Origin of the sequence: Agilicoccus flavus, assembly GCF_014857905.1 — a bacterium.
Taxonomy (GTDB): Bacteria; Actinomycetota; Actinomycetes; order Actinomycetales; family Dermatophilaceae; genus Agilicoccus; species Agilicoccus flavus.
This window is the reverse complement of sequence record NZ_JACYXE010000010.1, coordinates 77,293-102,806: the sequence shown is the minus strand read 5'-3', so window position 1 is coordinate 102,806 and position 25,514 is coordinate 77,293. Positions and strand designations below refer to the sequence as shown.

At 72.6% G+C, this 25,514-nt stretch carries 22 protein-coding genes; 3 read left to right on the top strand and 19 right to left on the bottom strand.

Annotated elements, in window-relative coordinates:
• Positions 1 to 157 precede the first annotated feature (157 nt).
• From guaA to ICW24_RS15080, 5 genes are all read right to left on the bottom strand, one after another.
• On the bottom strand, positions 158 to 1,753 hold the full coding sequence (gene guaA, locus ICW24_RS15100; protein ID WP_226346549.1) for a glutamine-hydrolyzing GMP synthase: 1,596 nt from the start codon (positions 1,751 to 1,753) through the stop codon (positions 158 to 160).
• 10 nt (positions 1,754 to 1,763) lie between these two features.
• Positions 1,764 to 2,141: a DUF3817 domain-containing protein gene (locus ICW24_RS15095; RefSeq protein WP_226346548.1), complete on the bottom strand. Its 378-nt coding sequence runs from the start codon at positions 2,139 to 2,141 to the stop codon at positions 1,764 to 1,766.
• Positions 2,138 to 3,103, bottom strand: coding sequence for an SURF1 family protein (locus ICW24_RS15090; RefSeq protein WP_226346547.1), 966 nt, complete (start codon positions 3,101 to 3,103; stop codon positions 2,138 to 2,140). Before ICW24_RS15090 ends, ICW24_RS15095 begins: the two co-directional genes overlap by 4 nt.
• Positions 3,104 to 3,202: 99 nt before the next feature.
• Positions 3,203 to 4,834: a succinic semialdehyde dehydrogenase gene (locus ICW24_RS15085; protein WP_226346546.1), complete on the bottom strand. Its 1,632-nt coding sequence runs from the start codon at positions 4,832 to 4,834 to the stop codon at positions 3,203 to 3,205.
• 71 nt (positions 4,835 to 4,905) lie between these two features.
• Positions 4,906 to 6,027 (bottom strand): GuaB3 family IMP dehydrogenase-related protein, encoded by a 1,122-nt coding sequence (locus tag ICW24_RS15080; RefSeq protein WP_226346545.1) that lies wholly within the window; start codon positions 6,025 to 6,027, stop codon positions 4,906 to 4,908.
• 245 nt (positions 6,028 to 6,272) lie between these two features.
• On the opposite strand from ICW24_RS15080, the gene ICW24_RS15075 reads away from it, so the two are divergent.
• Entirely contained in the window at positions 6,273 to 7,505 is a 1,233-nt protein-coding gene (locus ICW24_RS15075; protein ID WP_226346544.1) for a DUF480 domain-containing protein, read from the top strand.
• Positions 7,506 to 7,554: 49 nt separating this feature from the next.
• Here the strand turns inward: ICW24_RS15075 and ICW24_RS15070 are convergent, their stop codons facing one another.
• The 12 genes from ICW24_RS15070 to shbA form a co-directional block, all read right to left on the bottom strand.
• Positions 7,555 to 8,316, bottom strand: coding sequence for an iron ABC transporter ATP-binding protein (locus ICW24_RS15070; RefSeq protein WP_226346543.1), 762 nt, complete (start codon positions 8,314 to 8,316; stop codon positions 7,555 to 7,557).
• Complete coding sequence (locus ICW24_RS15065; RefSeq protein ID WP_226346542.1) at positions 8,313 to 9,320, bottom strand: iron chelate uptake ABC transporter family permease subunit; 1,008 nt, start codon at positions 9,318 to 9,320, stop codon at positions 8,313 to 8,315. Before ICW24_RS15065 ends, ICW24_RS15070 begins: the two co-directional genes overlap by 4 nt.
• A complete protein-coding gene (locus tag ICW24_RS15060) occupies positions 9,317 to 10,477 on the bottom strand; it encodes an ABC transporter permease (protein WP_307781356.1) in 1,161 nt (386 codons plus the stop codon). Before ICW24_RS15060 ends, ICW24_RS15065 begins: the two co-directional genes overlap by 4 nt.
• Positions 10,474 to 11,460: an ABC transporter substrate-binding protein gene (locus tag ICW24_RS15055; RefSeq protein ID WP_226346541.1), complete on the bottom strand. Its 987-nt coding sequence runs from the start codon at positions 11,458 to 11,460 to the stop codon at positions 10,474 to 10,476. Before ICW24_RS15055 ends, ICW24_RS15060 begins: the two co-directional genes overlap by 4 nt.
• A 398-nt stretch (positions 11,461 to 11,858) precedes the next feature.
• Complete coding sequence (lhgD, locus tag ICW24_RS15050) at positions 11,859 to 13,268, bottom strand: L-2-hydroxyglutarate dehydrogenase (protein ID WP_226346540.1); 1,410 nt, start codon at positions 13,266 to 13,268, stop codon at positions 11,859 to 11,861.
• Positions 13,265 to 14,584 (bottom strand): NAD(P)H-dependent oxidoreductase, encoded by a 1,320-nt coding sequence (locus ICW24_RS15045; protein ID WP_226346539.1) that lies wholly within the window; start codon positions 14,582 to 14,584, stop codon positions 13,265 to 13,267. The genes lhgD and ICW24_RS15045 overlap by 4 nt, the downstream gene beginning before the upstream one ends.
• Positions 14,581 to 15,123 (bottom strand): dTDP-4-dehydrorhamnose 3,5-epimerase, encoded by a 543-nt coding sequence (gene rfbC / locus ICW24_RS15040; RefSeq protein WP_226346538.1) that lies wholly within the window; start codon positions 15,121 to 15,123, stop codon positions 14,581 to 14,583. Before rfbC ends, ICW24_RS15045 begins: the two co-directional genes overlap by 4 nt.
• Entirely contained in the window at positions 15,120 to 16,148 is a 1,029-nt protein-coding gene (locus tag ICW24_RS15035; RefSeq protein WP_226346537.1) for an NAD-dependent epimerase/dehydratase family protein, read from the bottom strand. The genes rfbC and ICW24_RS15035 overlap by 4 nt, the downstream gene beginning before the upstream one ends.
• Positions 16,149 to 16,150: 2 nt before the next feature.
• Positions 16,151 to 16,927, bottom strand: a complete 777-nt coding sequence (gene rfbF / locus ICW24_RS15030; protein WP_226346536.1) for a glucose-1-phosphate cytidylyltransferase — start codon at positions 16,925 to 16,927, stop codon at positions 16,151 to 16,153.
• A 459-nt stretch (positions 16,928 to 17,386) separates the two neighbouring features.
• Positions 17,387 to 18,904, bottom strand: coding sequence for an IMP dehydrogenase (gene guaB / locus ICW24_RS15025; protein ID WP_226346535.1), 1,518 nt, complete (start codon positions 18,902 to 18,904; stop codon positions 17,387 to 17,389).
• Between the two features lie 243 nt (positions 18,905 to 19,147).
• Entirely contained in the window at positions 19,148 to 20,368 is a 1,221-nt protein-coding gene (locus ICW24_RS15020) for a hypothetical protein (protein WP_226346534.1), read from the bottom strand.
• On the bottom strand, positions 20,365 to 20,946 hold the full coding sequence (gene shbA / locus ICW24_RS15015; RefSeq protein WP_226346533.1) for an RNA polymerase sigma factor ShbA: 582 nt from the start codon (positions 20,944 to 20,946) through the stop codon (positions 20,365 to 20,367). The genes ICW24_RS15020 and shbA overlap by 4 nt, the downstream gene beginning before the upstream one ends.
• Positions 20,947 to 21,376: 430 nt before the next feature.
• On the opposite strand from shbA, the gene ICW24_RS15010 reads away from it, so the two are divergent.
• Entirely contained in the window at positions 21,377 to 21,673 is a 297-nt protein-coding gene (locus tag ICW24_RS15010; protein ID WP_226346646.1) for a WhiB family transcriptional regulator, read from the top strand.
• A 227-nt stretch (positions 21,674 to 21,900) separates the two neighbouring features.
• On the opposite strand, the gene groL is transcribed toward ICW24_RS15010, so the two are convergent.
• Positions 21,901 to 23,511: a chaperonin GroEL gene (gene groL, locus ICW24_RS15005; protein ID WP_226346532.1), complete on the bottom strand. Its 1,611-nt coding sequence runs from the start codon at positions 23,509 to 23,511 to the stop codon at positions 21,901 to 21,903.
• A 194-nt stretch (positions 23,512 to 23,705) separates the two neighbouring features.
• Positions 23,706 to 24,002: a co-chaperone GroES gene (gene groES, locus ICW24_RS15000; protein WP_226346531.1), complete on the bottom strand. Its 297-nt coding sequence runs from the start codon at positions 24,000 to 24,002 to the stop codon at positions 23,706 to 23,708.
• A gap of 277 nt (positions 24,003 to 24,279) precedes the next feature.
• Here groES and ICW24_RS14995 point away from each other — a divergent pair, with 277 nt between their 5' ends.
• Entirely contained in the window at positions 24,280 to 25,500 is a 1,221-nt protein-coding gene (locus tag ICW24_RS14995; RefSeq protein ID WP_226346530.1) for a THUMP-like domain-containing protein, read from the top strand.
• The last annotated feature ends 14 nt before the right edge of the window (positions 25,501 to 25,514 follow it).

The following is a 25,514-nucleotide window of genomic DNA, read 5'->3' as shown; positions in this document are numbered from 1 at the left end:
CTCGAACCCACTGTCGCAGGAGCGACCCGCTCACACCCCACCACGGCGGGCACGTCACCTGCCGTACCCGCGGGTCACTCCCACTCGAACCCACTGTCGCAGGAGCGACCCGCTCACACCCCACCACGGCGGGCACGTCACCTGCCGAACCCGCGGGTCACTCCCACTCGATCGTGCCGGGCGGCTTGGACGTCACGTCCAGCACCACCCGGTTCACCTCGGCCACCTCGTTGGTGATGCGGGTCGAGATCTGGCCGAGCACGTCGTAGGGCACGCGGGACCAGTCGGCCGTCATCGCGTCCTCGCTGCTCACGGGCCGCAGGACGACGGGGTGACCGTACGAGCGGCCGTCGCCCTGCACGCCGACCGACCGCACGTCGGCGAGGAGGACGACCGGGCACTGCCAGATGTCGCGGTCGAGGCCGGCCTCGGTCAGCTCGGCGCGTGCGATGGCGTCGGCCCGGCGCAGCGTCTCGAGCCGCGACGCGGTCACCTCGCCGATGATCCGGATGCCCAATCCCGGGCCGGGGAACGGTTGGCGCCACACGATGCCCTCGGGCACCCCCAGCTCGAGCCCGACCTGGCGCACCTCGTCCTTGAACAGGTCGCGCAGCGGCTCGATGAGCGTGAACTGCAGGTCGTCGGGCAGCCCGCCCACGTTGTGGTGGCTCTTGATGTTCGCGGCGCCGGTCCCGCCGCCGGACTCGACGACGTCGGGGTAGAGGGTCCCCTGCACGAGGAACTCGACCGGGTGCCCGTCGGCGTCGGCCGAGCCGACGATGTCGCGGGCGGCCTGCTCGAAGCAGCGGATGAACTCGCGCCCGATGATGTTGCGCTTCTGCTCCGGGTCGGTGACCCCGGCGAGCGCGGACAGGAACTGCTCGGCCGCGTCGACGACGACGAGGTCGACGCCCGTGGCGGCGACGAAGTCCTGCTCGACCTGCTCGGCCTCACCCTCGCGCAGCAGCCCGTGGTCGATGAACACGCAGGTCAGCTGGTCCCCCACGGCCTTCTGGACGAGGGCCGCGGCCACCGAGGAGTCGACGCCGCCCGACAGCCCGCAGACGACGCGGGCGTCACCCACGGCGGCGCGGATCCGCTCGACCTGCTCGGCGACGATGCTCTCGGGGTTCCACGTCGCCTCCAGGCGAGCGCCACGCCGCAGGAAGTTCTCGAGGACCCGCTGGCCGAACGTCGAGTGCATGACCTCGGGGTGCCACTGCACGCCGTAGAGGCGACGGTCGTCGTCCTCGAACGCCGCGACCGGCGCCCCGGGCGTCGACGCGGTGACCCGCATGCCGTCGGGTGCCTCGGTCACGCTGTCGCCGTGCGACATCCACACCGACTGGGCGTCGGGCTGGCCGTTGAACAGCGTGGACTCGCGGTCGGAGACCGACGCCTTCGTCGCCCCGTACTCGCCCAGACCCGTGCGCGAGACGGTGCCGCCGAGCGCCTGCACCATGGCCTGGAAGCCGTAGCACATGCCGAACACAGGGACGCCGGCCGCGAGGATCTCGGGGTCGAGCGGGGGCGCGCCCTCGGCGTACACCGACGAGGGCCCGCCGGAGAGGATGATCGCGCCCGGCTCGCGGGCCAGGAGGTCGGCGACGCTGCTCGTGTGCGGGACGACCTCGCTGAACACCCCGGCCTCGCGGACCCGCCGGGCGATGAGCTGCGCGTACTGGGCGCCATAGTCGACGACGAGGACGGGCGAGTCGTGCGGGTCGGGCTGGGGCGCGCTCGGGTCGGTCACGGCCAGGAGTCTACCGGCGCGTCGAATCCTGGACCTGTGCGTCCCGGCCCCCGGCCACCTGCGGGAGCAGGCCCCGGCTCACGCGGTGCTCCACCCAGAACGACAGGAACGGGACACACCCGGCGAGCATGACGCCGACCATCTTCGGCAGCGACCACCGGGCCGTGAACCCGAGGTTGGCCACGGCGGCGAGGTAGACGATGTAGAGGAACCCGTGCGGCTGCGGCCACCAGTGCAGCGGATTGTCCGTGCCCTTCATCCCGAAGCCGTAGCCGAGCACCATCTCGACGACGAGCACGAGCAGGCCGATGCCGACGATGAACGCCATGACCCGGAAGAAGGTGAGGGAGGAGCGGAGCTTGTCGCGGTCGAGCGCGGGGGTCGTCATGTGTCGGTCCTGGTGGTCGTCGGGTCGGGTGTCGTCGTGGCGGCCGGGGCCGCAGTGGTCCTGGCGGTCGGTACCGCAGTGGTCGTGGCGGCCGGGGCCGGGGTGGTCGAGGCGGCCGGGGCCGAAGTGGTCCTGGCGGCCGAGGCCGGGGTGGTCGAGGCTGCGCTCGGGGCGTCGTCGCCGCCGTCCGCGGCCGGTGCGCCCTCGCGGTCCTGCGCGGCGGCGAGCAGGGTGCGGTGGTGGTCGTCGGCGACCATCCGCGACCACATGTAGAGGACGAACGCGGCGAAGACCCACCACTGCGCCGCGTAGGCGAGGTTGCGCCACGACAGCTCGGTCTCGGCGAGGTCGGGCGGCGGCACGCGGGTGAGTCCGCCGCCGGTGGGGACGGCCGCCCCGTCGGCGGTCTCGGCCCCGGCGAAGACGAGCGCGTTGTAGACGGAGGCGTCCCACTCGTTGACGAGGTTCGCGAGGTCCACGGACTGGATCTGCCCGGGCGGCAGCGCGACGGGTTCGTTGGGCGCCGACTCGGGCGGGGACAGCGTGCCGGTCACACCCACCCGGCCGGCCGGCGGCGCCGCGGCGGACGCGGCGTCGCCGACGAAACCCCGCAGGACGGGCAGGCGGGCGCCGGTCCCCTCGACGACGAGCGGCGTGACCACCCAGAAGCCCTGGCGGTCGCCCTGGCGGCGGTGCGCGACGAGCACCTGCTGGTCGGCGTCGTAGCGGCCTCTCGCGGACACGGACCGCCCGACGGCGTCACCTGCCATGACGGCGTGCGGTCCGACGATCGCCGCGATGTCGGCGGTCGGCATGGCCCGGATGCGGGCCACCTGTTCGGCGCGCCCGGCGTCCCGCGCCGCGTTGAGCTGCCAGAGGCCGAGTTCGACGAAGGCGACGACGATGACGATCGCGAGCCCGAGCAGCCCCAGCCACCGGGGTCGAAGAGCCGTCCGCCACATGCCGCCAGGCTAGGTCATGGGGCTGGGCGCCCCCTGGGCCGTCCTGGCGTCCGGGGCCCCCGGAACCGGCGCCGGGCGGAGCCCCTGTGGGTACCGACCTCAAGCCCTCCCGAGGCGGCCCATGACGCGCAGGGCACCGGTGGCGACGCGGGCGAAGGTCTGCGGGGCGACGCCGTCCGGCACCCCCAGCCCGGCGAGGCGCTGCACGGCGATGGTCTGCGGCTCGGTGAACCTCAGCAGCCCCTCGACACCCTGGCGCCGGCCCAGCCCGGACGCCTTCATCCCGCCCATGGGCGCGGCGGCGCTCGCGAACGAGGCCGCGTACCCCTCGTCGACGTCGACCGAGCCGGCGCGCAGCAGGGAGGCGATGGCGACCCCGCGGGCGTGGTCCCGGGTCCACACCGAGGCGTGCAGGCCGAAGTCCGTGTCGTTGGCCGCGGCGATCGCCTCGGCGTCGCTGCGCACCCGGGAGACGGCGACGACGGGCCCGAAGACCTCCTCGCGGTGCAGCCGGGCCGACGGGCCGACGTCGCTGAGGACGGTCGGGGCGTAGAACCAGGGCCCGACGTCGGGGCGGGCGGTGCCGCCGGTGAGCACGCGCGCCCCCGCGGCCACGGCGTCGTCCACGTAGGCGGAGACGCGATCGAGCTGCGCCTTCGACACGAGCGAGCCCATGTCGGCGTCCCAGTGCAGGCCCGCCCCCAGGCGCAGGCCCTCGACCGCGGGCACGAACGCCGCCAGGAACTCGTCGGCGATCGTCTCGTGCAGCAGGAGCCGCTCGACGGACACGCACAACTGGCCGGCCGAGGAGAAGCACGCCCGCAGGGCGCCCTCGACGGCGCGCGGCACGTCGGCGTCGGCGGCCACGTACATCGGGTTCTTGCCGCCCAGCTCGAGGCTCGCCCCGACGAGCCGCTCGGCGGCCCGCACCGCGACGGTCCGTCCGGTGGCCGTGGACCCGGTGAAGCAGACGTGATCGGCGGCGTCGAGCACGGCCGCGCCGACGTCGGGGCCGTCGCCGAGCACGACCTGGAGGACCCGCGGCGGCAGACCGGCACGATGCAGGAGGTCGACGGCGGCGAGGGCCGTAAGCGGGGTCTGCGGGTCGGGCCGCAGGACCACGGCGTTGCCGGCGACGAGAGCGGGCAGGGCGTCGGTGATGCCCATCGACAGCGGGTAGTTCCACGGGGAGACGATCCCGACGACGCCCTTGGGGTGGTTGACCTGTGTGACCTGGGTCAGCCCGGGGACGAACCCGACGAGGCGACGCGACCGCAGCGTCCGCTCCGACGTGCGCGCGTAGTAGCGGGCGACCGAGGCGACGTGCACGACCTCCTCGAGCGCGTTCAGGCGCGTCTTGCCCGTCTCGAGCTGCACGAGGTCGAGCAGGTCCTCGAGGTGATCGAGGACGAGGTCGTGGAAGCGCAGGAGGATCGCGGCGCGGGAGGAGACCGGGAGCTGCGCCCACGAGCGTTGCACGTCGCGCGCCCCGTCGTAGGCGACGGCGACGTCCTCGGCGGTGCTGCGCGGGAGCCGCGCGAGCTCGCGCCCGGTCGCCGGCGCGTACGTCACCGCCGTCTCGCCGCGAGGAGAGGCGACGACGGCCTGCGCCACGTGCTCGACCCACGCGGCGTCGAGGGCGCCGTTACCGGCCGACCCGACGCCGGCTGATAGGGCGTGGCCGGCAGAATCGCCGGCGGCGCGTCCTCGCGTCGGGCTGGTCGAGGTCATGCCCTCCAGGATAGGCCGGGCTCCGGGCGAGGCCGGGGACCTGGGCGGACCTCGGCGGACCCGGCCCGGGCTCAGCTGCTCACGTACGGCGAGACGACGACCTCGACGCGCTGGAACTCCTTGAGGTCGGAGTAGCCGGTCGTCGCCATCGAACGCTTGAGGGCGCCCACGAGGTTCGTCGTGCCGTCCGCGCCGCGGCCGGGGCCGTGCAGGATCTCGGCCAGCGGGGCGAGGGAGCCGACCCCGACCCGCTCGCCGCGCGGCAGCTCGCCGTGGTGCGCCTCGGGGCCCCAGTGGAAACCGCGGCCCGGCGCCTCGTGCGCGCGGGCGAAGGCCGCGCCGACCATGACCGCGTCGGACCCGCACGCGATGGCCTTGACGACGTCCCCGGAGCGGCCGACGCCGCCGTCGGCGATGACGTGGACGTACCGGCCGCCGGACTCGTCGAGGTAGTCGCGGCGGGCGGCCGCGACGTCGGCGATGGCCGTCGCCATGGGCGCGTGGATGCCGAGCGACTGCCGCGTCGTGTGGGCGGCTCCCCCACCGAACCCGACGAGCACGCCGGCCGCGCCCGTCCGCATGAGGTGCAGGGCGGCCGTGTAGGAGGCGGCGCCGCCGACGACGACGGGCACGTCGAGCTCGTAGATGAAGCGCTTGAGGTTGAGGGGCTCGGCGTGGCTGCTCACGTGCTCGGCCGACACGGTCGTGCCCCTGATGACGAACAGGTCGACGCCGGCGTCGACGACGGTCTTCCAGTGCTCCCGCGTGCGCTGGGGCGAGAGCGCGCCCGCGACCGTGACGCCCGCGCGGCGGATCTGCGTCAGCCGCTCCGAGATGAGCTCGGGCTTGATGGGCTCGGCGTAGATCTGCTGCATGCGGCGCGTCGCCGAGGCCGGGTCGAGCGCGGCGATCTCGGCCAGCAGCGGCTCCGGTTCGGCGTACCGGGTCCAGAGCCCCTCGAGGTCGAGCACCCCGAGTCCGCCGAGCTTGCCGAACTCGACCGCCGTCGCCGGCGACACGACCGAGTCCATCGGCGCGGCGATGAACGGGATGTCGAAGTGGTAGGCGTCGATCTGCCAGCTCGTCGAGACCTCCTCCGGGTCGCGCGTGCGCCGACTCGGCACCACCGCGATGTCGTCGAAGGAGTACGCGCGGCGACCCCGTTTGCCCCGGCCGATCTCGATCTCAGTCACGCCCGCCAGGCTATGCGATGCACCGGCCGCGACGCGCGCCCCGCCGCCCGTGCCGGAGGTCCGGCGTGACCGGCCGAGCACGTCCCCGAGGCCTGAGAGCATCGGGGTACGCGTTCCTCCTGCGCCCTCTCCGTGGACGCTCGCGGCCGCCTGAACATCCACGAGATCATCGAGTCCGATCGCTTCGCGCTGCGGCAGCACGTCCGGCGGGTCGCCGAGGCACAGGCCTGGTCAGGAGGACCACCATGACGAGCATGACCGACCTGCCCACCCTCGACGCCCTCGACCAGCGCATCCTCGGCAGCCTGCTCGAGAAGCAGATCACCGTGCCGGGCAGCTACCCGCTGACGCTCAACGCGCTGCGCGGCGCGTGCAACCAGTCGAGCAGCCGCGAGCCGGTCAGCGACTACGACGACGCGACGCTCGAGCAGCGGGTCCGCGACCTCAAGGGACGTGGGCTCGTCCGGGTCATCTGGGCCGGCAAGGGATCCCGCACCCTCAAGCATCACGAGCTGCTCACCGAGGTGCTCGGGCTCGAGGCCGACGAACGCGCCCTGGTCACGGTGCTGCTCCTGCGCGGGCCGCAGTCGGCGGGCGAGCTGAAGACGCGCACCGAGCGGCTGCACCCGTTCGCCGACCGGGCGGACGTCGAGGCGTGCCTCGCGCGGATGTCGCGCCGGGCCGAGCCGCTCGTCGCTCGACTCGAACGCCGCGCCGGACAGCACGACCCGCGGTGGGCGCACCTGCTCGGGCCGGTCGAGTCCGCGGCCGCGTCGCCGGGCACGGCCTCGCACGCCGCGGTCGCCGTCGACCTCGAGGTCGTGCTGCGCGACGGGGGCGAGGCCCGCGACGCGCGGGTGCGCGCCGCCTACGACGAGGTCGCCGCCGAGTACGCCGGGCGGGTCTCCGACGAGCTGACGCACAAGCCGTTCGACCGGTGGCTCCTGGCGCGGGTCGGCGAGTCCGCCGCCGGCGGGCCGGTGCTCGACGTCGGATGCGGGCCCGGGCACGTCACCGCCGCGCTCGCCGCGGCCGGTGCGCAGGCCCACGGCCTCGACCTCTCCCCGCGGATGGTCGAGCTCGCGACCGCCGCCCATCCGCAGGCGTCGTTCGAGGTCGGCGACCTGCGGCGCATCCTGCGCCCGGCGACCGCCGACGGGTGGGCCGCGATCGTCGCCTGGTACTCCCTCGTGCACTTCGCGCCGTCCGAGCTGCCGGAGGCGATCGCCGGTCTCGCGCGGACCCTGCGCCCCGGCGGCGTGCTCGCCCTCGCGACGCACGTCGGCGGCGAGGTGCGCCACCACGACGACTGGTGGGGCCACGAGGTCGACCTCGACGTCGCGCTCCACGACCCGGCTCGTGTGCTCGCCGCGGTCGAGGCCGCCGGGCTGCGGGTCGAGGAGCGCTACGTGCGCGGCCCGCTGGCCGACGTCGAGGTCGAGACCGACCGCCTCTACGTCCTCGCCCGCCGCCCCTGAGGAGGCGCCCGCTCGGTCGGCCGCGTCGCGACGGCCGCCCCCCGAGCGCTCAGCCGCGCACGTAGAGCGCGGTGAGCTCGCCGTCGATCTCGCGCACCCGCACGGGGGTGCCGAACACGTCGGTCAGGGTCGCGTCGGTGATGGTCGCGCCCACGGTGTCGTGCGCGACGACCTGGCCGTCGCGGAGGGCGACGATGCGGTCGCTGTACGCGGCGGCGAAGTTGAGGTCGTGGACGACCATGACGAAGGTCTTGCCGAGCTCGTCGGCGGCGCGGCGGATCCGCTTCATCATCTGCACGGCGTGGAACATGTCGAGGTTGTTGAGCGGCTCGTCGAGGAGCACGTGGGACGTGTCCTGGGCGAGCACCATCGCGACGAACGCGCGCTGCCGCTGCCCGCCCGAGAGCTGGTCGAGGAACCGGTCGGCGAGCGGCTCGAGCTCGAGGAACGACAGGGCCGCGTCGATGTGCTCACGGTCGGCGGGCCCCAGCCGTCCCCGGGAGTGCGGGAACCGGCCGAAGGCGACGAGCTCGCGCACCCGCAGGCGGGCCGTGACGTGGTTCTCCTGCCGCAGGATCGAGACCGTCCGGGCCAACTCGGCGCCGCGGGTCGTCGCGACGTCGAGGCCGCCGATGCACACCCGGCCGGTCGTCGGCTCGAGCAGGCGGCCCATGATCGTCAGGAGCGTCGACTTGCCGGCCCCGTTCGGGCCGACGAGCGACGTGATCCCCCCGGAGGGGATCGAGCCCGTCACGGGCCCGAGCACGCACGTCGTGCCGTAGGTCTTGGAGACGTTCTCGAACTCGATCACAGCGACCGCCGTTTCAGCAGGAGGGCGAGGAACAACAGGCCGCCGACGAACTCGATGACGACGGTGAGGAAGCCGGCGGCGTAGAAGACGTGCTGCAGGACGAACTGCCCGCCCGCGAGGAAGACGACCCCGATCGCGAACGCCATGGGGATGACGTACGCGTGCCGGTACGTGCCCGTGAGCTGGTAGGCGAGGGTCGCGACAAGGAACCCGAAGAACGTCATCGGGCCGACGAGCGCCGTCGAGAAGCTCACGAGGAGCGCGACGAGCACGAGCACGCCCGTCAGCTCGCGCCGGTGGTCCACGCCGACGCAGATCGAGGTCTCGCGCCCGAGGAGCAGGGCGTCGAGGACGTGCCGGCGCCACCACACGACCACCCCGGCGAGCAGGCACACCCCGAACGCCAGGGGCAGGAACGCGGGGTCGACGTCGGTCATCCGCCCGAACAGCTCGACCGAGAGCAGGTCGTAGTCGGTGGGGCGCAGGAGCCGCTCGAGGAACGTCGAGAGGCTGTCGAAGGCCATCCCGAGGACGACGCCGACGAGCAGGAGCACGAAGAGGTTGCCGAAGCGGCCCGAGAAGAGCCACCGGTAGAGGCCGGTCGCGGCGAGCACCATCGCCGCGGTCTGCGCGAGGCGCATCGGGACGCCGGCGAGCTGCGTGAGGATCATGCCGCCGAAGAACCACACGAGCAGCGTCTGCATGAGCACGAACATCGAGTCGAAGCCCATGATCGACGGCGTGAGGATGCGGTTGTCCGTGACCGTGTGGAACAGGACGGTCGCGACCGCCTGCGTGAACGCGGCGACGACCATCGCCGCCGCCGTGGGCGCGCGCAGCTCCACGGCGAAGAGGAACGAGCCGCGGGTGAACAGCGTGAGGTAGGCGGCGAGCGCGAGCAGGGCCAGCCCGAACGCGATCGCCACGCGGGCGCCCGGCGCGAGTCGCGGCCGGGTGGCGTCCGCCGGAGCGGCGGTGCGCGCGGGAGCGAGCGTCGCGCTCACGCGCTCATCACCCGCCGCTGCCGCAGGACGAGACCGATGAAGACGGTGGCCCCGACGACCCCGAGCACGACCGAGGCGGGGATCTCCATCGGCGCGACGATCGTGCGCCCGACGAGGTCGCACGCGAGCAGGAACGCGGCCCCGGTGAGCGCGACCCACGGCAGGTTGGCCCGGATGTCGTCGCCGAGGATCATCGAGACGAGGTTCGGCACGATCAGGCCGAGGAACGGGATGAACCCGACGACGACCGCGGTGATCCCCGTCGACAGCGCGACGAGCGCGGTGCCGAGGACGACGGTGCGGTCGTAGTCGAGCCCGACGTTGGTCGCGACGTCGCGGCCCAGGCCCGCGACGGTGAACCGGTCGGCCGCGATCCACGTGAGCACGGTGACGACGAGCACGGCCCACAGCGGCTCGTAGAAGCCCTCGACGATGCTCGAGAAGCCGCCGCTGCGCCACGCCGACATCGCCTGGAGCAGGTCGAACTGCCCGGCGAGGAACGTCGTCACCGACCCGACGACCGCGCCGAGCATGATCCCGACGAGCGGCACGACGATGGAGGTCGTCACGGCGATCCGCCGCAGCGCGGCGAGGAAGACCATCGTGCCGAGAAAGGCGGCGCTCGCGGCGGCGACCATCCGCAGCATCGGCGGCGCCGCCGGGAACGCGATGAGCATGAGCAGGATGCCGAGCCCGGCCCACTGGCTCGTGCCGGCCGTCGTCGGCTCGACGAACTTGTTCTGCGTGATCATCTGCATGATGACGCCCGAGACGCTCATCGCCGTCGCGGCGAGCACGAGCGCGAGCGTCCGCGGGATGCGCGAGATGGTGAACATGAACCACGCGCCCGGGTCGGTGAAGAGGTTGGCGAGCGTGATGTCGTACCCGCCGACGAGCAGCGAGGCGACGACGAGCGCGAGGACGCCCACGATCAGGACGCCGCCGACGACGCGGCGAGTTCTTCTGTCGCGCTCACTGCGGCTCGCGAGCTCGCCTCCGTTCGCCGCTCGCCGGCCGGCCCCGACGGGCCGGCGGGCGGTGGCCACGGCGGCGGTCGGGGCCGGCGCGGCCGCCGGCGGGGTCTCCCCCGAAGACCCCGCCGGCCCGGACGGCTCCTCGCCGCCCGGCGTCGGCCGGCGCGTGGCGGCGGAGCTCACGCGGCCTGGCCGACGGTCTTCGCGAGGGCCCGGTAGGCGTCGGTGTAGGCCTGGATGCCCTCGGTCGTGTAGAAGGTCGGGTCGAGGTACACGATCGCCTTGTTCTTCATGAAGGTCGTGTTCGCCCAGGCCTTCTGGGCGGCGATCGTCGCGGAGGCGGGCGCGCTCGCGGTGCCCGTCGAGGTGGCCGCGTCGCGGTCCATGACGACCATGACGTCGGGGTTCGCCTGCGCGACCGTCTCGGGGGCGAGGCCGGAATCCTGGTGGACCGCCTCGGACCCGCCCTGGGCCTTGCCGAACACGTCGGTCATGTCGAGCGGCTGGAGCAGCGGGGCGATGCGCCCGGCGCCGTTGTCGATCTTGCCGCCGTTGTGGTTGGCGAGGAAGACCGACTTGGTCCCGCCCGCCTTCTTGGCCTCCGCGGCCGCGGCGTCGAGGTCGGCGTTGAGCTTCGTCGCGACGTCGGTCTTGCCGAAGATCCTGCCCAGCTCGGTCGTCTGCGCCTTGAGGGCGGTGAGGTAGCCCTCCTTCTCGACGCTCGGCGCGAGGTCGACGACGGGCGCCACCTTGGCGAGTTGGTCGGTGTACTTGACGAACCGCTTGCCGCCGACGATGAGGTCGGGCTGCGCCTGGTCGACGACCTCGATCTTGGGCTCGCGGTGCGTGCCGACGTCGAGGATGTCCGCGTCCTTCTTCCACGCCTGCGCCTGGGCCGGCAGCAGCTGCTTGGGCACGGCGACGGGCGTGACGCCCATGGCCTGCAGCGTCTGGAACGACGTGTTGTCGAGGGCGACGACGCGCTTGGGGTTCGCCGGCACCTCGACGGTGCCGTTGTTGGCCTTGACGCTGACCTTCGCCCCGGACGCCTGGGTGCCCCCGCTCGCCTGCCCGGCGGGCGACGTGGCCGACGGAGCGCCGCAGCCGGCGGCCGCGGCCAGAGCCCCGACGGTGAGCAGGGACAGGGCAGCACGATCCAGGCGCATGGGGACTCCAGGGCAGGCGGGAAGCAGGTCCTCGGCCCCCGAGGGCGACCGATGTAGGCGAGCCTAACCATAGTCACGGGGTCGCGGGCAAGCCGTCCAGCGCTGCAGCAGCCGGAGTTTTCACGCCAACTGCACTGCCGTTCGCACCGGCGTTCACATCGCCGCAGGTCAGCGGAGTGCGCCTTTCCGCTAGGGGCCATTGGCAGTGCAGTTGTCGCGAAAACCCCCGCCCCGGCGGCTCGGCCTCGTCGGGTTCCCGCTCCCGATCATCAGCTCCTGCGCAGACGCCTGCCCGGGACGTGTCACCGCTCGAGCCCGGCACGCCGAACGCCCCGCCGGTCCGGTCGGATCGGCGGGGCGTTCGAGGGCGTCGGGCGTCCGACGGGCGGGCGGGCCCGTCAGGCGCCGGTCAGCACCTTGTCGGCGATGAGATCGCCGATCGGCATGGCACTCGTGGCGGCCGGGGAGGGCGCGTTGCACACGTGCAGCATGCGGTCCGTGGAGTAGAAGAGGAAGTCCTCGACCATCGTCCCGTCCTTGCGGACGGCCTGGGCGCGGATCCCCGCCTCCTCCGGCGTGAGGTCCTTCGTCGTCAGCAGCGGGCAGTACTTGCGGACGAGGTCGAGGTAACCCGGCTTGTACACCGAGTTCCACTGCTCGACCGCACCCGTCTTGAGCTGCGCCTTCGCGATCTTCCAGAACCCCGGGAAGGTGACGAAGTCCTTGATGTCCCGGGCGTTCGTCGACCACTTGGGGTACCCCTCGCGGGCGAACCCCATGACGGCGTTCGGGCCGACGGTGACCCCGCCGTCCATCATCAGCGTCAGGTGCACGCCGAGGAAGGGCAGCTCCGGGTCGGGCACGGGGTAGATGAGCGTCGAGACGACGTCGTTCCGGCTCGGCGGGAGCCGGTAGTACTCCCCGCGGAACGGCACCATCTGGAAGTCGACGTCGAGACCCGCCAGGGTCGCGAGCCGGTCGGCCTGGATGCCGCCGCAGACGACGAGCTTCCGGGCGTACATGCGCTCGCGGCCCGAGGCGTCCGAGGACCCCTCCGGCGCGGCCGTGGGGGCCGCGTGCCGCCCGGAACCGCCGGCCGACTCGACGTCGATCCGCACCTCTGAGAGCGACTCCGTGATGTCGGTGACCTTGGTCGACAGCCGGATCGTCCCGCCGGCGTGCTCGATGACCTCGGCCATCTTCCGACACACCTGCGTGTAGTCGACGATCCCGGTGCTCGTCAGCCAGATCGCACCGACGCCCGTGATGTTCGGCTCGCGCCGACGCAGCTCGGCGCCGTCGATCTTCTCGACGTCGAGCTCGTTGACCAGGGCCCGCTCGTGCAGGGCGTTCATCCGCTCCAGCTCGACGTCGTCGGTCGCGACGATGAGCTTGCCGGTGTTGCGGTAGGGGATGCCGTGCTCGTCGCAGAACTCGCGCGTGCGGACGGCCCCCTCCTTGCACAGCTTGGCCTTGTGCGAGCCGGGCTTGTAGTAGATGCCCGCGTGGATGACGCCGCTGTTGTGGCCCGTCTGGTGCCGCGCGACGCCGTCCTCCTTCTCGACGACGACGAGGCTGGCGCCGGGCCGCTCCCGCAGGAGCGACATGGCCGTCGCGAGGCCGACGATACCGCCGCCGATGACGGCGAAGTCGTAGACCTTCTGCGCCGGGTCGGCCACGGCGGCCGGCTCGGCCGTGTCGGCTGTGTCGGCGACGTCCTGCGTGTGCTCGACCGGGCTTTCCTGCCGGTCGGGCACGCGGCGCGCCTCATCGGCGTTCATCACGACGGGGTCGATGGGCTCGGTCATCGGGCCCCCTCGACCGCGGGCTGCGGGAACGCGGCGTCCTGCTCGGCGCGCAGCTCGTCGGCGAGCCGCCCCGAGGGCACCGTGACGTCGGCGTACGAGATGGCCTCGTCCTTGGCGACGTCACGCGTCAGCACGCACCCCTCGGCCAGGCCGACGGGCAGCAGACGCTCGGCCGCCGCGATCGGCGCCTTCTCGCACTCGCCGTAGTACGTGTACCCGCCGAGGGCGTCGAGCGTCTCACCGGCCTTGAGGTCCGTCTTCGCGACCGTGATGACCTCGACCTTCGGCGCCTGCCTCAGCGGCTTGATCGTCGCGTCGCCGAGCAGGACGGCGCGGGCGATCGTGTTCGGCACCTCGAAGTGGCACAGGTGGTAGGGCGTGTAGAAGCTGTACAGCGGCCCCTCCCCCAGCTTGTAGAGGTTGAGGTAGTGACGCTGCTTTGGGTCGTCGTGCGTCGCGAGGACGTAGACGCCGGGGCCCGGCTTGGAGCCGACGACGTAGTCGACCGCGCCGCCGAGCTCCTTGAGCTCATCGATGTCGTACATGCCGGTCAGCTCGTCGACGTGCCCGCGGTGGTCGCGCTGCAGGCAGCCGCGCCGGTGCACGGACAGGCCGGCCGCGTTGGCGACGAGGGCCTGCTCGACGGACACCTTCGTGCCGTCGGCGAAGCTCGTCACCATGTGCGGGTCCTGCCCCCACTGCTTGGCGAACCCCTCCTGCGTCGTCGGGTTGCGGTAGGGGTCCTGCAGACCCTTGACGTTGCCCGCGACGAGCGGCGTGAGGCCGAGGCCGCGGACGAACCGGATGAGGTTCATCTGCACGCCCGGCTGGTCGCCGTCGCAGCCGGTGTAGACGAGGCCGGCGTCCTCGAACCTGCTGTTGAGGATCGGGCCGATCGTCGCGTCGACCTCGGCGTTCATGAGCACGAGGTGCTTGGCGCCCGCGAGAGTGTCGAGCGCGAGGCGGGCCCCGAACTCGACCGAGCCGGTGCAGTCGACGACGACGTCGACGCTGCTCGCGCCGGTCATCGCGGCGTGGTCGGCCGTGACGGCGTGGCGGCCCTGCGCGACGACGCGGTCCACGTCGGCGGCGGTGTCGACGACCTCGATGTCGGCCGAGGCGATGCCGGCGTTCTCGAGGGCCGCGACACCCTTGGCGGCGGTCCGGGCGTACACGACGGCGACGTTCTGACCGGCGACGGTGTTCGTGATGTGGTTGATGAGGCCCTTGGCCATGAACCCGGGGCCGGCGATGCCGACCTGGATCGGCGTGCCGTCGGCCTGCCGGGCGGCCAGCAGGGTGTCGGTGACGATCATCGGATCTTCTTCCCGTCCCAGTCGGGCCAGTTCTGGTCCTTCTCGGACACGACGGTGACCTCGCCCGGCCACTCCAGCCCGAAGGCCGGGTCGTCGTAGCGCTGACCGCGCTCGGCGCCGGGCGTGTACATGCCGCTGACCTGGTACATGACCTCGGTGTCGTCGGTCTTCGTCAGGTAGCCGTGGCCGCAGTACGGCGGGATCCACAGCGCGCGGCGGTTGTCGGCGCTCAGCTCGACCATGACGTTCTGCCCGAACGTGGGGCTGTCCTCGCGCAGGTCGAGGCAGCAGTCGACGATCGTGCCGCGCACGCACCGCACGAGCTTGCCCTCGGCCGCGGGCTCGATCTGGCGGTGCATGCCGCGCATCGTGCCCTTCTTCGCGTTCCAGCTCATGTTGGCCTGGGCGACGTTCGTCTCGATGCCGTGCTGCGCGAACTCCTCGACGCAGAACGTGCGGGCGAAGCCGCCCCGCTCGTCCTCGAACGCCTTGAGGTCGATGATCCAGCAGCCGTCGACGGCGGTCTCGGTGAAGATCACGCGGACACCTTCTTCCAGAAGAGCTGCTTGTCGACCTGGCCGGTGTCGACGAGCCATTCGATCTGCTTGAGGCGCGTGTGCCCGCGGCCGTAGAACGTCTCGGCGTCGAGCTGGATCGCCTCGAAGACCTCGTGGAGCTGCTTGGCGCCCTTGGCGAGATCCCAGTCGCACGAGAAGCCGAGGACGTTCTCGATCTTGTCGAACTTCACCTTGTAGGAGCGGTTGTCCTGGCCGGGCTCGCCGAAGCTCAGCTCGCAGCCGGGGAACTCCGCGGCGACCGTCTCGGCGATCTGACGCACGGTGTAGTTGTTGTCGTAGCTGCCGACGTTGAAGACCTCGCCGGAGACCTTCTCGACCGGCGCGTCGAGGACCATGCGGATCGACTTGCAGATGTCGAGCGCGTGGACCATCGGGCGCCACGGGGTGCCGTCGGAGGTCATCGCGATCTTCTTCTCGACCCAGGCCAGGCCCGAGAGGTTGTTGAGCACGATGTCGAAGCGCTGCCGCGGGCTCGCGCCGAAGGCGGTCGCGTTGCGCATCGCCGTCGGGTGGAAGTTCTCGTCCTTCATCTTCCACAGGTCCTGCTCGGTGAGGTACTTGCACTCGCCGTAGGCCGTCTGCGGGTTGACCGGGCTGCTCTCGTCGACGTCGCCTTCGGCGACGCCGTAGACCGAGCACGAGCTCATGTAGACGAAGCGCTTCACGCCCGCCTTCTTGGCGGTCTCGGCGACGTGCACCGAGCCCTTGTGGTTGATGTCGAACGTGATCGGGCCGACGAGGTCGCCGACCGGGTCGTTGGACAGCTCGGCCATGGCCACGACGGCGTCGACGCCCTCGAAGTCCTCGACCGTGAGGTCGCGCATGTCCTTGTCGAGCGTGAACGGCGTCGACTCGAGGCCGTTGTAGAGCCAGCCGTTCTTGTAGAAGCCGGTGTCGACCGCGACGACCTCGTGGCCGTCGGCGATGAGCAGCGGCGCGAGCAGACAGCCGAGGTAGCCCTCGGTACCGGTGACGAGAATCTTCATGGTCAGTTCCACACCTTCCAGGGCGCCTTGCCCTCGCTCCACAGGGTTTCCAGCAGGTTCTTGTCGCGCAGCGTGTCCATCGGCTGCCAGAAACCTGCGTGCTTGTACGCGTTGAGCTGGCCGGCGTGCGCGAGGTTGCGCAGCGGGTCCTGCTCGAAGACGGTGTCGTCACCGTCGATGTAGTCGATGACGCTCGGCTCGAGGACGAAGTAGCCGGCGTTGATCCAGGCGCCGTCGCCCTGCGGCTTCTCCTGGAAGGACTCGATCTTCGTCTCGTTCGCCCCGAGCACGAGGGCGCCGAACCGGCCCGCCGGCTGCACGGCCATCATCGTGGCCTGCAGGCCCTCGGCCCGGTGGAAGGCGATCTCGGCGGAGATGTCGGCGTCGGTGACGCCGTCGCCGTAGGTGAAGCAGAACGTCTCGTCGCCGACGTGCTCGCGCACCCGCTTGAGGCGGCCCCCGGTCATCGAGTCGGCGCCGGTGTCGACGAGCGTGACCCGCCAGTCCTCGGAGTCGCGACGGTGCACCTCCATCTCGTTCTTCCCGAGATCGAAGGTGACGTCGGAACGGCGCATCGCGTAATTCGCGAAGTAGTCCTTGATCACCTCGCCCTTGTATCCGCAGCACACGACGAAGTCGTTGACGCCGTGCGCGGCGTACGTCTTCATGATGTGCCACATGATCGGGTGACCCCCGACCTCGACCATCGGCTTCGGACGCAGCGAGGTCTCCTCACTCAGCCGCGTGCCGAGTCCTCCGGCCAGAATGACTGCCTTCATGTGTGCCCCTCCCCAGGCATCGGCATGCGGGATGCATGCGCGTCGGTGCGTAGCGTCGTGGTGACCCGAGCGAGCTTGGGCCGGCTCGGGATCCGCTGCGCACATCCGTTGCAGTTCGTCGGCGGAGGGCGCGCGCGAGGCGCCCCACCGCCGTCTCGTGTCGTGCATCGACGTCGCCTCGTCGGCGACGCGATGCCGGTGCGAACCGTTCGTGCGGCGATGCCCCCGTGGCCGCCGACCGACCCGCTTCTCGCGCAGCCGGGCGGCGGACCACCCCGCAATCACGAGATCATGAGCCGATCCGACAACACGTCGCACCAGACATCTACGAGAAAACTATACAACCGTCCTGGACGCCACTTCGGTCCCAGCGCATACAACAGCACCCCGACCGGCGACATATCGGTCGCCTCGGCGGGTCACACCCCGTGATCGGGCCGTGATCGGCGGCCGGCCGGATCAACGCCCGGCGTAGTTCGGCGCCTCGACCGTCATCTGGATGTCGTGCGGGTGGCTCTCCTTGAGGCCGGCGGCGGTGATACGCACGAATCGACCGTTGTCGCGCAGCTCGTCGACCGTGCGCCCCCCGACGTAGAACATCGACTGCCGCAGGCCGCCGACGAGCTGGTAGGCGACCGCCGCGAGCGGCCCGCGGTAGGGCACCTGGCCCTCGATGCCCTCGGGGACGACCTTGTCGTCGTCGCCGACGTCGCCCTGGAAGTAGCGGTCCTTGCTGTACGACGTGCCCCGCCCCCGCGACTGCATCGCGCCGAGCGACCCCATCCCCCGGTAGGACTTGAACTGCTTGCCGTTGATGAAGACGAGCTGGCCGGGGCTCTCCTCGCACCCGGCGAGCAACGAGCCGAGCATGACCGTGTCGGCACCCGCCACGAGGGCCTTGGCGATGTCGCCCGAGAACTGCAGGCCGCCGTCGCCGATGACGGGCACGCCCGCCGGCCGGGCGGCGAGCGACGCCTCGTGGATGGCGGTCACCTGCGGCACCCCGACGCCCGCGACCACGCGGGTCGTGCAGATCGACCCCGGTCCGACGCCCACCTTGATGCCGTCGGCGCCCGCGTCGACGAGCGCCTGGGCCCCGGCGCGGGTCGCGACGTTCCCGCCGACGACGTCGACGCGGGCCGCGGCCGGGTCGGCCTTGAGCCGGCGGATCATGTCGGTGACCCCGCGCGCGTGGCCGTTGGCCGTGTCGACGACGAGGAGGTCGACGCCCGCGTCGACGAGGGCCATGGCCCGCTCGAAGGAGTCGCCCCAAAAACCCACGGCGGCGCCCACCCGCAGCCGCCCCGCGTCGTCCTTCGTGGCGTTCGGGTACTTCTCGCTCTTCGTGAAGTCCTTGACGGTGAACAGGCCCTGGAGGCGGCCGGAGTCGTCGACGAGCGGCAGCTTCTCGATCTTGTGCCGGGCGAGCAGCGCGAGGGCGTCGTCCTTGGCCACGCCCACCGGCGCCGTGACGAGGGGCATCGGCGTCATGACCTCGGCCACCCGGCGTTCCGGGTCGGACTCGAAACGCAGGTCGCGGTTGGTGATGATGCCGACGAGCCGGTCGCCGTCCACGACCGGCAGGCCCGAGATGCGGAACTGGCCGCACACCTCGTCGACCTCGCGCAGCGTCGCGTCGGGGCGGGTCGTCACCGGGTCGGTGATCATGCCGTTCTCGGAGCGCTTGACCCGGTCCACCTGGCCGGCCTGGTCGGCGATCGACAGGTTGCGGTGGAGGATGCCGAGCCCCCCCTGGCGGGCCATCGCGACGGCCATGGGCGCCTCGGTGACGGTGTCCATCGCGGCCGACACGAGCGGGATCCGGACCGTGACGTTGCGGCTCACCCGCGTGGAGGTGTCCGCCTCGCTGGGGATGACGTCGGTCTCCCCCGGCAGGAGCAGGACGTCGTCGAACGTCAGCCCGAACGGCGCGAAGGGATCGTGCTCACGGGGGGCCTGCTCACCGGGGGTCACCATGGACCGATTCTAGGTGTCGGCCCCCACTGCGCCCCGGTCCCCCCTGCCGCGGCCCGCCGGTCGGCGACAGGCCCACCGATCCGGCCCCCGGGAAGACCCGGGAAGACCCGGGAAGACCCGGGAAGACCCGTGAAGTCCCGGGAAGACCGGCCGAGGCCGCCATGAGCAGCAGCCACGTCCGCCCGCCTCCGGCCAGACCTGCCCGCCTCCGACGGCGGACGGGAGTGGACCAGGTGTGGGCGCCTACTCCTCGACGTCGGCGGTGGCCGGCACCCGCTGGGTGCGCGCGTCGTCGACCCGGGCCGCATCGCCGCCCGACGACGCACCCGGCGTCGCGGACCCGCGGCTGGGGGTCGCGTCGTCGGTGGCCGTACCGGTCGCCGAACCCGAATCGCCGGTCGCCGAACCCGTCGACCCCGAGCCCGTCGACCCCGAGCCCGACGGGGTCGGCGACCCCGACCCCGTGTCGCCCGAGCTGCCGGACGCGCTCGGCGTGGCGGCCGAGCTCGGGGCCGACGACGGCGCGGTCGACGGCTTGGCGGGCTTCGACGGGCTCTTCGGCTCCTCGGGCGTGCGCGACGGCGTGCCCGACCCGCCGGTGGTCGCCGAGGACGAGTCCGATCCGTTCGGGGCGGACGTCTGCGGCGCGGTCGGGGCCGGCACGCTCGCGGACCCGCGGCCGGGCTCGGGGGCCGCGGGCGGGAGGTTCGGGGGCCGGGTCGGGTCGGTCGTCGTCGACGGGGCCGGCGGCGCCGTCGGGCTCGACGTGACGGGCGCGGCCTGGGCCTGGGCGGCGGCGACGACGGCTCGCAGCTCGGCGACCTTGGCGGCGACCCCGGGGTCGGCGGCCGCGGCCGGCGGCACGATGGCGAGCAGCTCCTCCGCGGCGCGGAAATCCTTCGCATCGACCCGCTCGCGCACGAGACGGTCGACGGTGCTCGCCCAGGCCTGGGACTGGGCGTCGGTCGTGGCGTCGGCGCCGGGCACGAGGGCCGGGCGCGCGGCCGCGACGAGGCGGCCGACGAGCGGGACGTCCTGACCGGAGACGGCGGCGGCGACCCCGCCTCCGGACATGACGAAGACGGCGGCGCCGGCGAGCGCGACGGCCCGCGAGGCGCGGATCCGCACGGCGTGCACGGGGGTCGCGCCCCGCGTACCGGCAGCGGGGGTGACGTCCGGCGCAAGGGCCCCGTCGGTGGCCTGCGCTGCGGCGGACGCCGTGCGCCGCACACCGAGCGGGATCGAGGCGAGGTCGGCGTCGGCCGCGGCGTCGCGGTCGATCGCCGCGGTCCACGACGCGAGCAGCGCCTCGACGCCGTCCGCGCGCGGCTCCGGGTGAGCCCCGGCGGCACCGGCTCGGACCGGGTCGACGGCACCGGCGATCGACCCGCGGCGACCGAGCCGGTCGAGCAGCTCGTCGTCGGCGCGGATACGGTCGAACCCCAGCGTGTCGGGCCGGTTCACAGCTCCCCCTCGTTCCTCTGCCTGTACAGCGTGCGCAGCCGGGCCAACGCCCGGTGCTGGGCCACTCGGACCGCCCCCGCGGTCATCCCGAGCGACTGTGCGGTCTCCTCGGCGCTCAACCCCACGGCCACCCGCAAGGTCAGCAACTCCCGTTGATGGGCCGGCAGCTCCTGCATGAGACTCCAGGCCTCGTCCGCGTCGGACCCGCTGACGGCGAGCTCCTCCGGCCCGGCGGCGAGGTCGGCGCCCTCGGGCACCTCGTCGGTCGGGACCGGGTGGCGGAAGACCAACCGCTGCACGTCCGCCACCTTGCGCGCACAGATCGAGTAGACGTACGCCTCGAAAGGCACACCCCGCTCGTCGTAACGCGACAGCGACGTCAGCACGGCGATGCAGACCTCCTGAGCGGCGTCCTCGGCCGCCCCGGCCGCCTGGGGAAATGCCCCCAGCCGGGCCCGCGCGTACCGGTAGGCGCGCTCACGCACACCGAACATCAACGACTCGAGCGCGTTCGCGTCCCCGCCGATCGCCGCCGTGGCGTACGTCGCCAGGGACTCGGGCGCGTTCGATCCTGACATCGCGTCGCCGTCGCGTTCCGTTACAGATGGGTCACGATCTTCTCTGCGGGCCTGGGCCCACCCGCCTACCGCCATCGATCTCCCCCAACTCACTCGTGCCCCGCCCCGGGCGGCGCCTGTCGTCCTCGTCGGCCCGCCGGCGCCCTCATCGACCTCGACACCGGATCCGATATCGAATCGAGGCCGCCCGACTTCGTGCCCGGGTCACCGGGCGCGATCCCCCTCGCGAACCGCCCGATATCCGACGAAGGGGACGGGTTTGGCGCCGCAGGCCCCGGGTACCAGGCTGAATAACGGCCTGATGCGCCTCCGCCTCCTCGAGACGTCGGCGCTCTGACGTTCGAGCGTGCCGCATCGACGCGGCATCGGCAACCCGGAGGCGCCGGACGGCGTCATCGGACCTGAGCCAGCAGTCCTGGAGGGCAGATACGTGGCCGAGATCTCTCGTCTCCCCGGTCCGAGGGCCGACCTGTGGGAGTGGCAGGTGGAGGGTCTGTGCCGCGACGTCGGCCCCGAGACCTTCTTCCACCCCGAGGGCGAGCGCGGCGGCGCCCGGCGACGCCGCGACGAGGCCGCCCGCGCCCTGTGCCTCGAGTGCCCCGTCATCCGGGAATGCCGCGCCCACGCCCTCGCGGTCCGTGAACCCTACGGCGTGTGGGGCGGCATGACCGAGGACGAGCGCGAGGCGCACTACCAGCGCGAACGCCCTGTCCGCGCCGCGAGCTGAACCGCGCACGTTCCGGCCGACTCGACGCGGCACCGGACATACAGACGCGCCGAGGGCGCCGACCCCCGAGGGGGCCGGCGCCCTTTCGCACGCGTCGGCTGAGCCTTCCGTCGCGCTCACTCCGGCTCGCAAGCTCACCTACGTTCGCCGCTCAGAGCCTTCCGTCGCGTTCACTCCGGCTCGCAAGCTCACCTACGTTCGCCGCTCAGGCGAGTGGCCGCCGTGGACTAGTGCGAGTGGCCGTGGTGGCCGTGCTCCGGCTCCGCCGGCTCCTTCTTCTCGACGACGAGCGTGTCGGTGGTCAGCACCATCGACGCGATCGAGGCCGCGTTGCGCAGCGCCGACCGGGTCACCTTGACCGGGTCGATGATGCCCTTGGCCATGAGGTCGCCGTACTCGCCGGTCGCGGCGTCGAGGCCCTCGCCGAGCGGACGCTCGCGAACCTTGGCGACCGCGACGTAGCCCTCGATGCCGGCGTTCTCGGCGATCCACCGCAGCGGCTCGACGCTCGCCTTGGCGACGAGCTTCGCACCCGTCGCCTCGTCGCCGGTCAGCCCGAGGCCCTCGACGGCCGAGGCCGCGTGGACGAGAGCGGTGCCGCCACCGGCGACGATGCCCTCCTCGATGGCCGCGCGGGTCGCCGAGATGGCGTCCTCGATGCGGTGCTTCTTCTCCTTGAGCTCCACCTCGGTGTGCGCGCCGACCTTGATGACGCAGACGCCTCCGGCCAGCTTGGCGAGGCGCTCCTGGAGCTTCTCGCGGTCCCAGTCGGAGTCGGTGCGCTCGATCTCGGACTTGATCTGCGCGACGCGGGCGGCGACCTCGCTGCCCTCGCCGGCGCCGTCGACGATCGTCGTGTCGTCCTTGGTGACGACGATGCGGCGGGCCGAGCCCAGCATGTCCTCGCCGACCTGGTCGAGCTTGAGGCCGACCTCCTCGGAGACGACCGTGGCACCGGTGAGCACCGCGATGTCCTGGAGCATGGCCTTGCGGCGGTCGCCGAAGCCGGGCGCCTTGACCGCGATGACCTTGAGGATCTCGCGCATGCGGTTGACGACGAGCGTGCTCAGCGCCTCGCCGTCGACGTCCTCGGCGATGACGAGCAGCGGCTTCTTGCTCTGCGCCACTTTCTCGAGCAGCGGGAGGATGTCGGCGACCGTCGAGATCTTGCCCGCGTTGACGAGCACCGAGGCGTCCTCGAGGACGCCCTCCATGCGCTCGGGGTCGGTGACGAAGTACGGGGACAGGTAGCCCTTGTCGAACTGCATGCCCTCGGTGAACTCGAGCTCCGTCGTGGAGGTCTGGCTCTCCTCGACGGTGATGACGCCGTCCTTGCCGACCTTGTCGAACGCCTCGGCGATGAGCCCGCCGATCTCGGTGTCCTGGGCGGACAGCGCGGCGACCTGGGCGATCTCGTCCTTGCCGTCGACCTCGCGGGCCGTGGACAGCAGCCGGTCGCTGATGGCCTCGACGGCGGCGTCCATGCCGCGCTTGAGCCCGGCCGGTCCGGCGCCCGCGGCGACGTTGCGCAGGCCCTCCTTGACCATGGCCTGCGCGAGGACCGTGGCGGTCGTCGTCCCGTCGCCGGCGATGTCGTTGGTCTTGGTCGCGACCTCCTTCGCGAGCTGCGCGCCGAGGTTCTCGTAGGAGTCCTCGAGCTCGATCTCGCGGGCGATGGTCACGCCGTCGTTGGTGATGGTGGGGGCGCCCCACGCCTTGTCGATGACGACGTTGCGGCCCTTGGGGCCGAGCGTCACCTTGACGGCGTTGGCGAGCGCGTCGACGCCGCGCTCGAGGGACTTGCGGGCGGAGTCGTCGAACTCCAGGGTCTTCGCCATGGGTGTGTCTCTCCTTGAGGCGGGAAGGATCTGGACGGGTGCGGGCGGGGCGGACGCGGACGACCCCGGGCGCGCCGCGAGAGGGCGCGCACCGGGGTCGTCAGGGCCGTGAGGACCGTGGGCGCCGTGAGCGTCGTGTCACTGCTGGGTCGGCGCGGCCCCGGTGGGACGCCCGGAGGCGTACCGGCGTGGGCTCAGCGCTCGACGACGGCGAGCACGTCGCGCGCCGAGAGGATGAGGAACTCCTCGCCGGCGTACTTGACCTCGGTGCCGCCGTACTTGCTGTAGATGACCTTGTCGCCGACCTTGACGTCGAGCGGGACGCGGTTGCCGTTGTCGTCGATCCGACCCGGACCGGTCGCGAGGACCTCGCCCTCCTGGGGCTTCTCCTTCGCGGTGTCCGGGATGACGAGGCCGGACGCAGTGGTCTGCTCGGCCTCGCTGGACTTGACGACGATCCGGTCCTCGAGGGGCTTGATGGAAACCGACACGTTTCGCCCTTTCTTCGGCACGCCGTGCGGCGTGGGCGGAGATGGAAGTTTGCGGTTCCGGACGACCGAGGCCGACCGCCGTCGCGGGGGTCGACCGGCCCGGGGCTTCCGGAGGGTCCACTTGGCACTTAACCGTGCCGAGTGCTAATCCCGAATCTACGACCCGCTTAGCACTCGGTCAACTCGAGTGCCAGCGTCGGCGGCACCCGCCGAGGTGCGCAGGCGGCGACGCGGGCGAGATACAGCGCAGGTGCGGCGGCGAGGCAGACTGCTGCCCATGGACTTGGCCCGCGTGGAGGCGCTCACGGCCCCCGGGGGGCGTGCGCTGCTCGACTCCCTGCCCCCGTACGACGAGTCGGCGGCGCTGTCGCTCGGCGTGGCCCTGCGCGAGGCCGGCTACGCCCCCGGACTCGTGGCCGACGCCCTCACCCAGTCGCGCCTGCGGGCGCGCGCCGCCGAGAAGTTCGGGGACTTCGCGGCGGGCATGCTCTTCACGCCCGACGGGCTGGAGCAGGCCACCCGGCTCGACGTGGCCGCCCATCACGCCGCCCGGTTCCGGGACGCCGGGATCGGGCTCGTGCACGACCTCGGGTGCGGCATCGGCGCCGACGCCCTGGCGTGCGCGGCGCTCGACCTGCGGGTGCGGGCCTGCGACGCCGACGCCGCGACCGCGGCGATCGCGGACGTCAACCTGCGCCACTTCGAGGGGGCCCGGGCCCGGCCGGGCCGCGCCGAGGACGTGAGCGCGGCCGACCTGGCGGGCGGTGGCGCCTGGCTGGACCCGGCCCGGCGGACCCCGGGCCGCACCGACGCGCGGGGCCACACCCGGCGCCGCTCCGACCTCGACTCCCTCTCGCCCTCGTGGGAGACCGTCTGCGCCGTCGCGGAGGCCGCCGCGGCGACGGGCGCCAAGCTCGCGGCGTCGTTCCCCCACTCCGCCCTGCCGGCCGGGACCGAGGCGCAGTGGGTCTCACGGCGGGGCGAGGTGCTCGAGCTGGCCCTGTGGTGGGGGCCGCTCGCCACCCGCCCGGGGCGCGGGGCCCTCCTCCTGCACCCCGACCGGCCGCCCGTCGCGCTCGGGGAGTCGGACGCCCCGGGCGACGCACCGGTGGCGACCGGGCCGCCCGCGCAAGGCGCCTACCTCTTCGACCCCGACAAGGCCGTCCTGCGGGCCGGGCTCCTCGCGGCGGTGACCGCCGCCGTCGACGGCGCCCAGGTCGCGCCGGGCGCGGGATACGTCGTCGCCGAGGGGCGCGCGGACACCCCGGCCGCCCGGCGGTACGTCGTCACCGACGTCCTCCCCCTGCACGTCAAGACGCTACGGTCCTACCTGCGCGCCCGCGGCGTCGGGCGCCTGACGATCAAGAAGCGGGGCCCCGAGATCGACGCCGACCGCCTCCGCTCCGACCTGCGGCTGACCGGCCGCGGCGCCGAGCTCACCGTCGTCGTCACCCGCGCGCCGCAGGCCACGCACGTCCTCGTCGTCGAGCCGGACTGAGACTCCCCCACCTC

Coding starts and splice junctions, on each gene's coding strand:
- ICW24_RS15095 (WP_226346548.1), bottom strand. CDS start 2,141: ATGACGACCCCCGCGCTCGACCGCGACAAGCTCCGCTCCTCCCTCACC.
- ICW24_RS15090 (WP_226346547.1), bottom strand. CDS start 3,103: ATGTGGCGGACGGCTCTTCGACCCCGGTGGCTGGGGCTGCTCGGGCTC.
- ICW24_RS15085 (WP_226346546.1), bottom strand. CDS start 4,834: ATGACCTCGACCAGCCCGACGCGAGGACGCGCCGCCGGCGATTCTGCC.
- ICW24_RS15075 (WP_226346544.1), top strand. CDS start 6,273: ATGACGAGCATGACCGACCTGCCCACCCTCGACGCCCTCGACCAGCGC.
- ICW24_RS15055 (WP_226346541.1), bottom strand. CDS start 11,460: ATGCGCCTGGATCGTGCTGCCCTGTCCCTGCTCACCGTCGGGGCTCTG.
- lhgD (WP_226346540.1), bottom strand. CDS start 13,268: ATGACCGAGCCCATCGACCCCGTCGTGATGAACGCCGATGAGGCGCGC.
- ICW24_RS15045 (WP_226346539.1), bottom strand. CDS start 14,584: ATGATCGTCACCGACACCCTGCTGGCCGCCCGGCAGGCCGACGGCACG.
- ICW24_RS15035 (WP_226346537.1), bottom strand. CDS start 16,148: ATGAAGATTCTCGTCACCGGTACCGAGGGCTACCTCGGCTGTCTGCTC.
- rfbF (WP_226346536.1), bottom strand. CDS start 16,927: ATGAAGGCAGTCATTCTGGCCGGAGGACTCGGCACGCGGCTGAGTGAG.
- guaB (WP_226346535.1), bottom strand. CDS start 18,904: ATGGTGACCCCCGGTGAGCAGGCCCCCCGTGAGCACGATCCCTTCGCG.
- shbA (WP_226346533.1), bottom strand. CDS start 20,946: ATGTCAGGATCGAACGCGCCCGAGTCCCTGGCGACGTACGCCACGGCG.
- groL (WP_226346532.1), bottom strand. CDS start 23,511: ATGGCGAAGACCCTGGAGTTCGACGACTCCGCCCGCAAGTCCCTCGAG.
- ICW24_RS14995 (WP_226346530.1), top strand. CDS start 24,280: ATGGACTTGGCCCGCGTGGAGGCGCTCACGGCCCCCGGGGGGCGTGCG.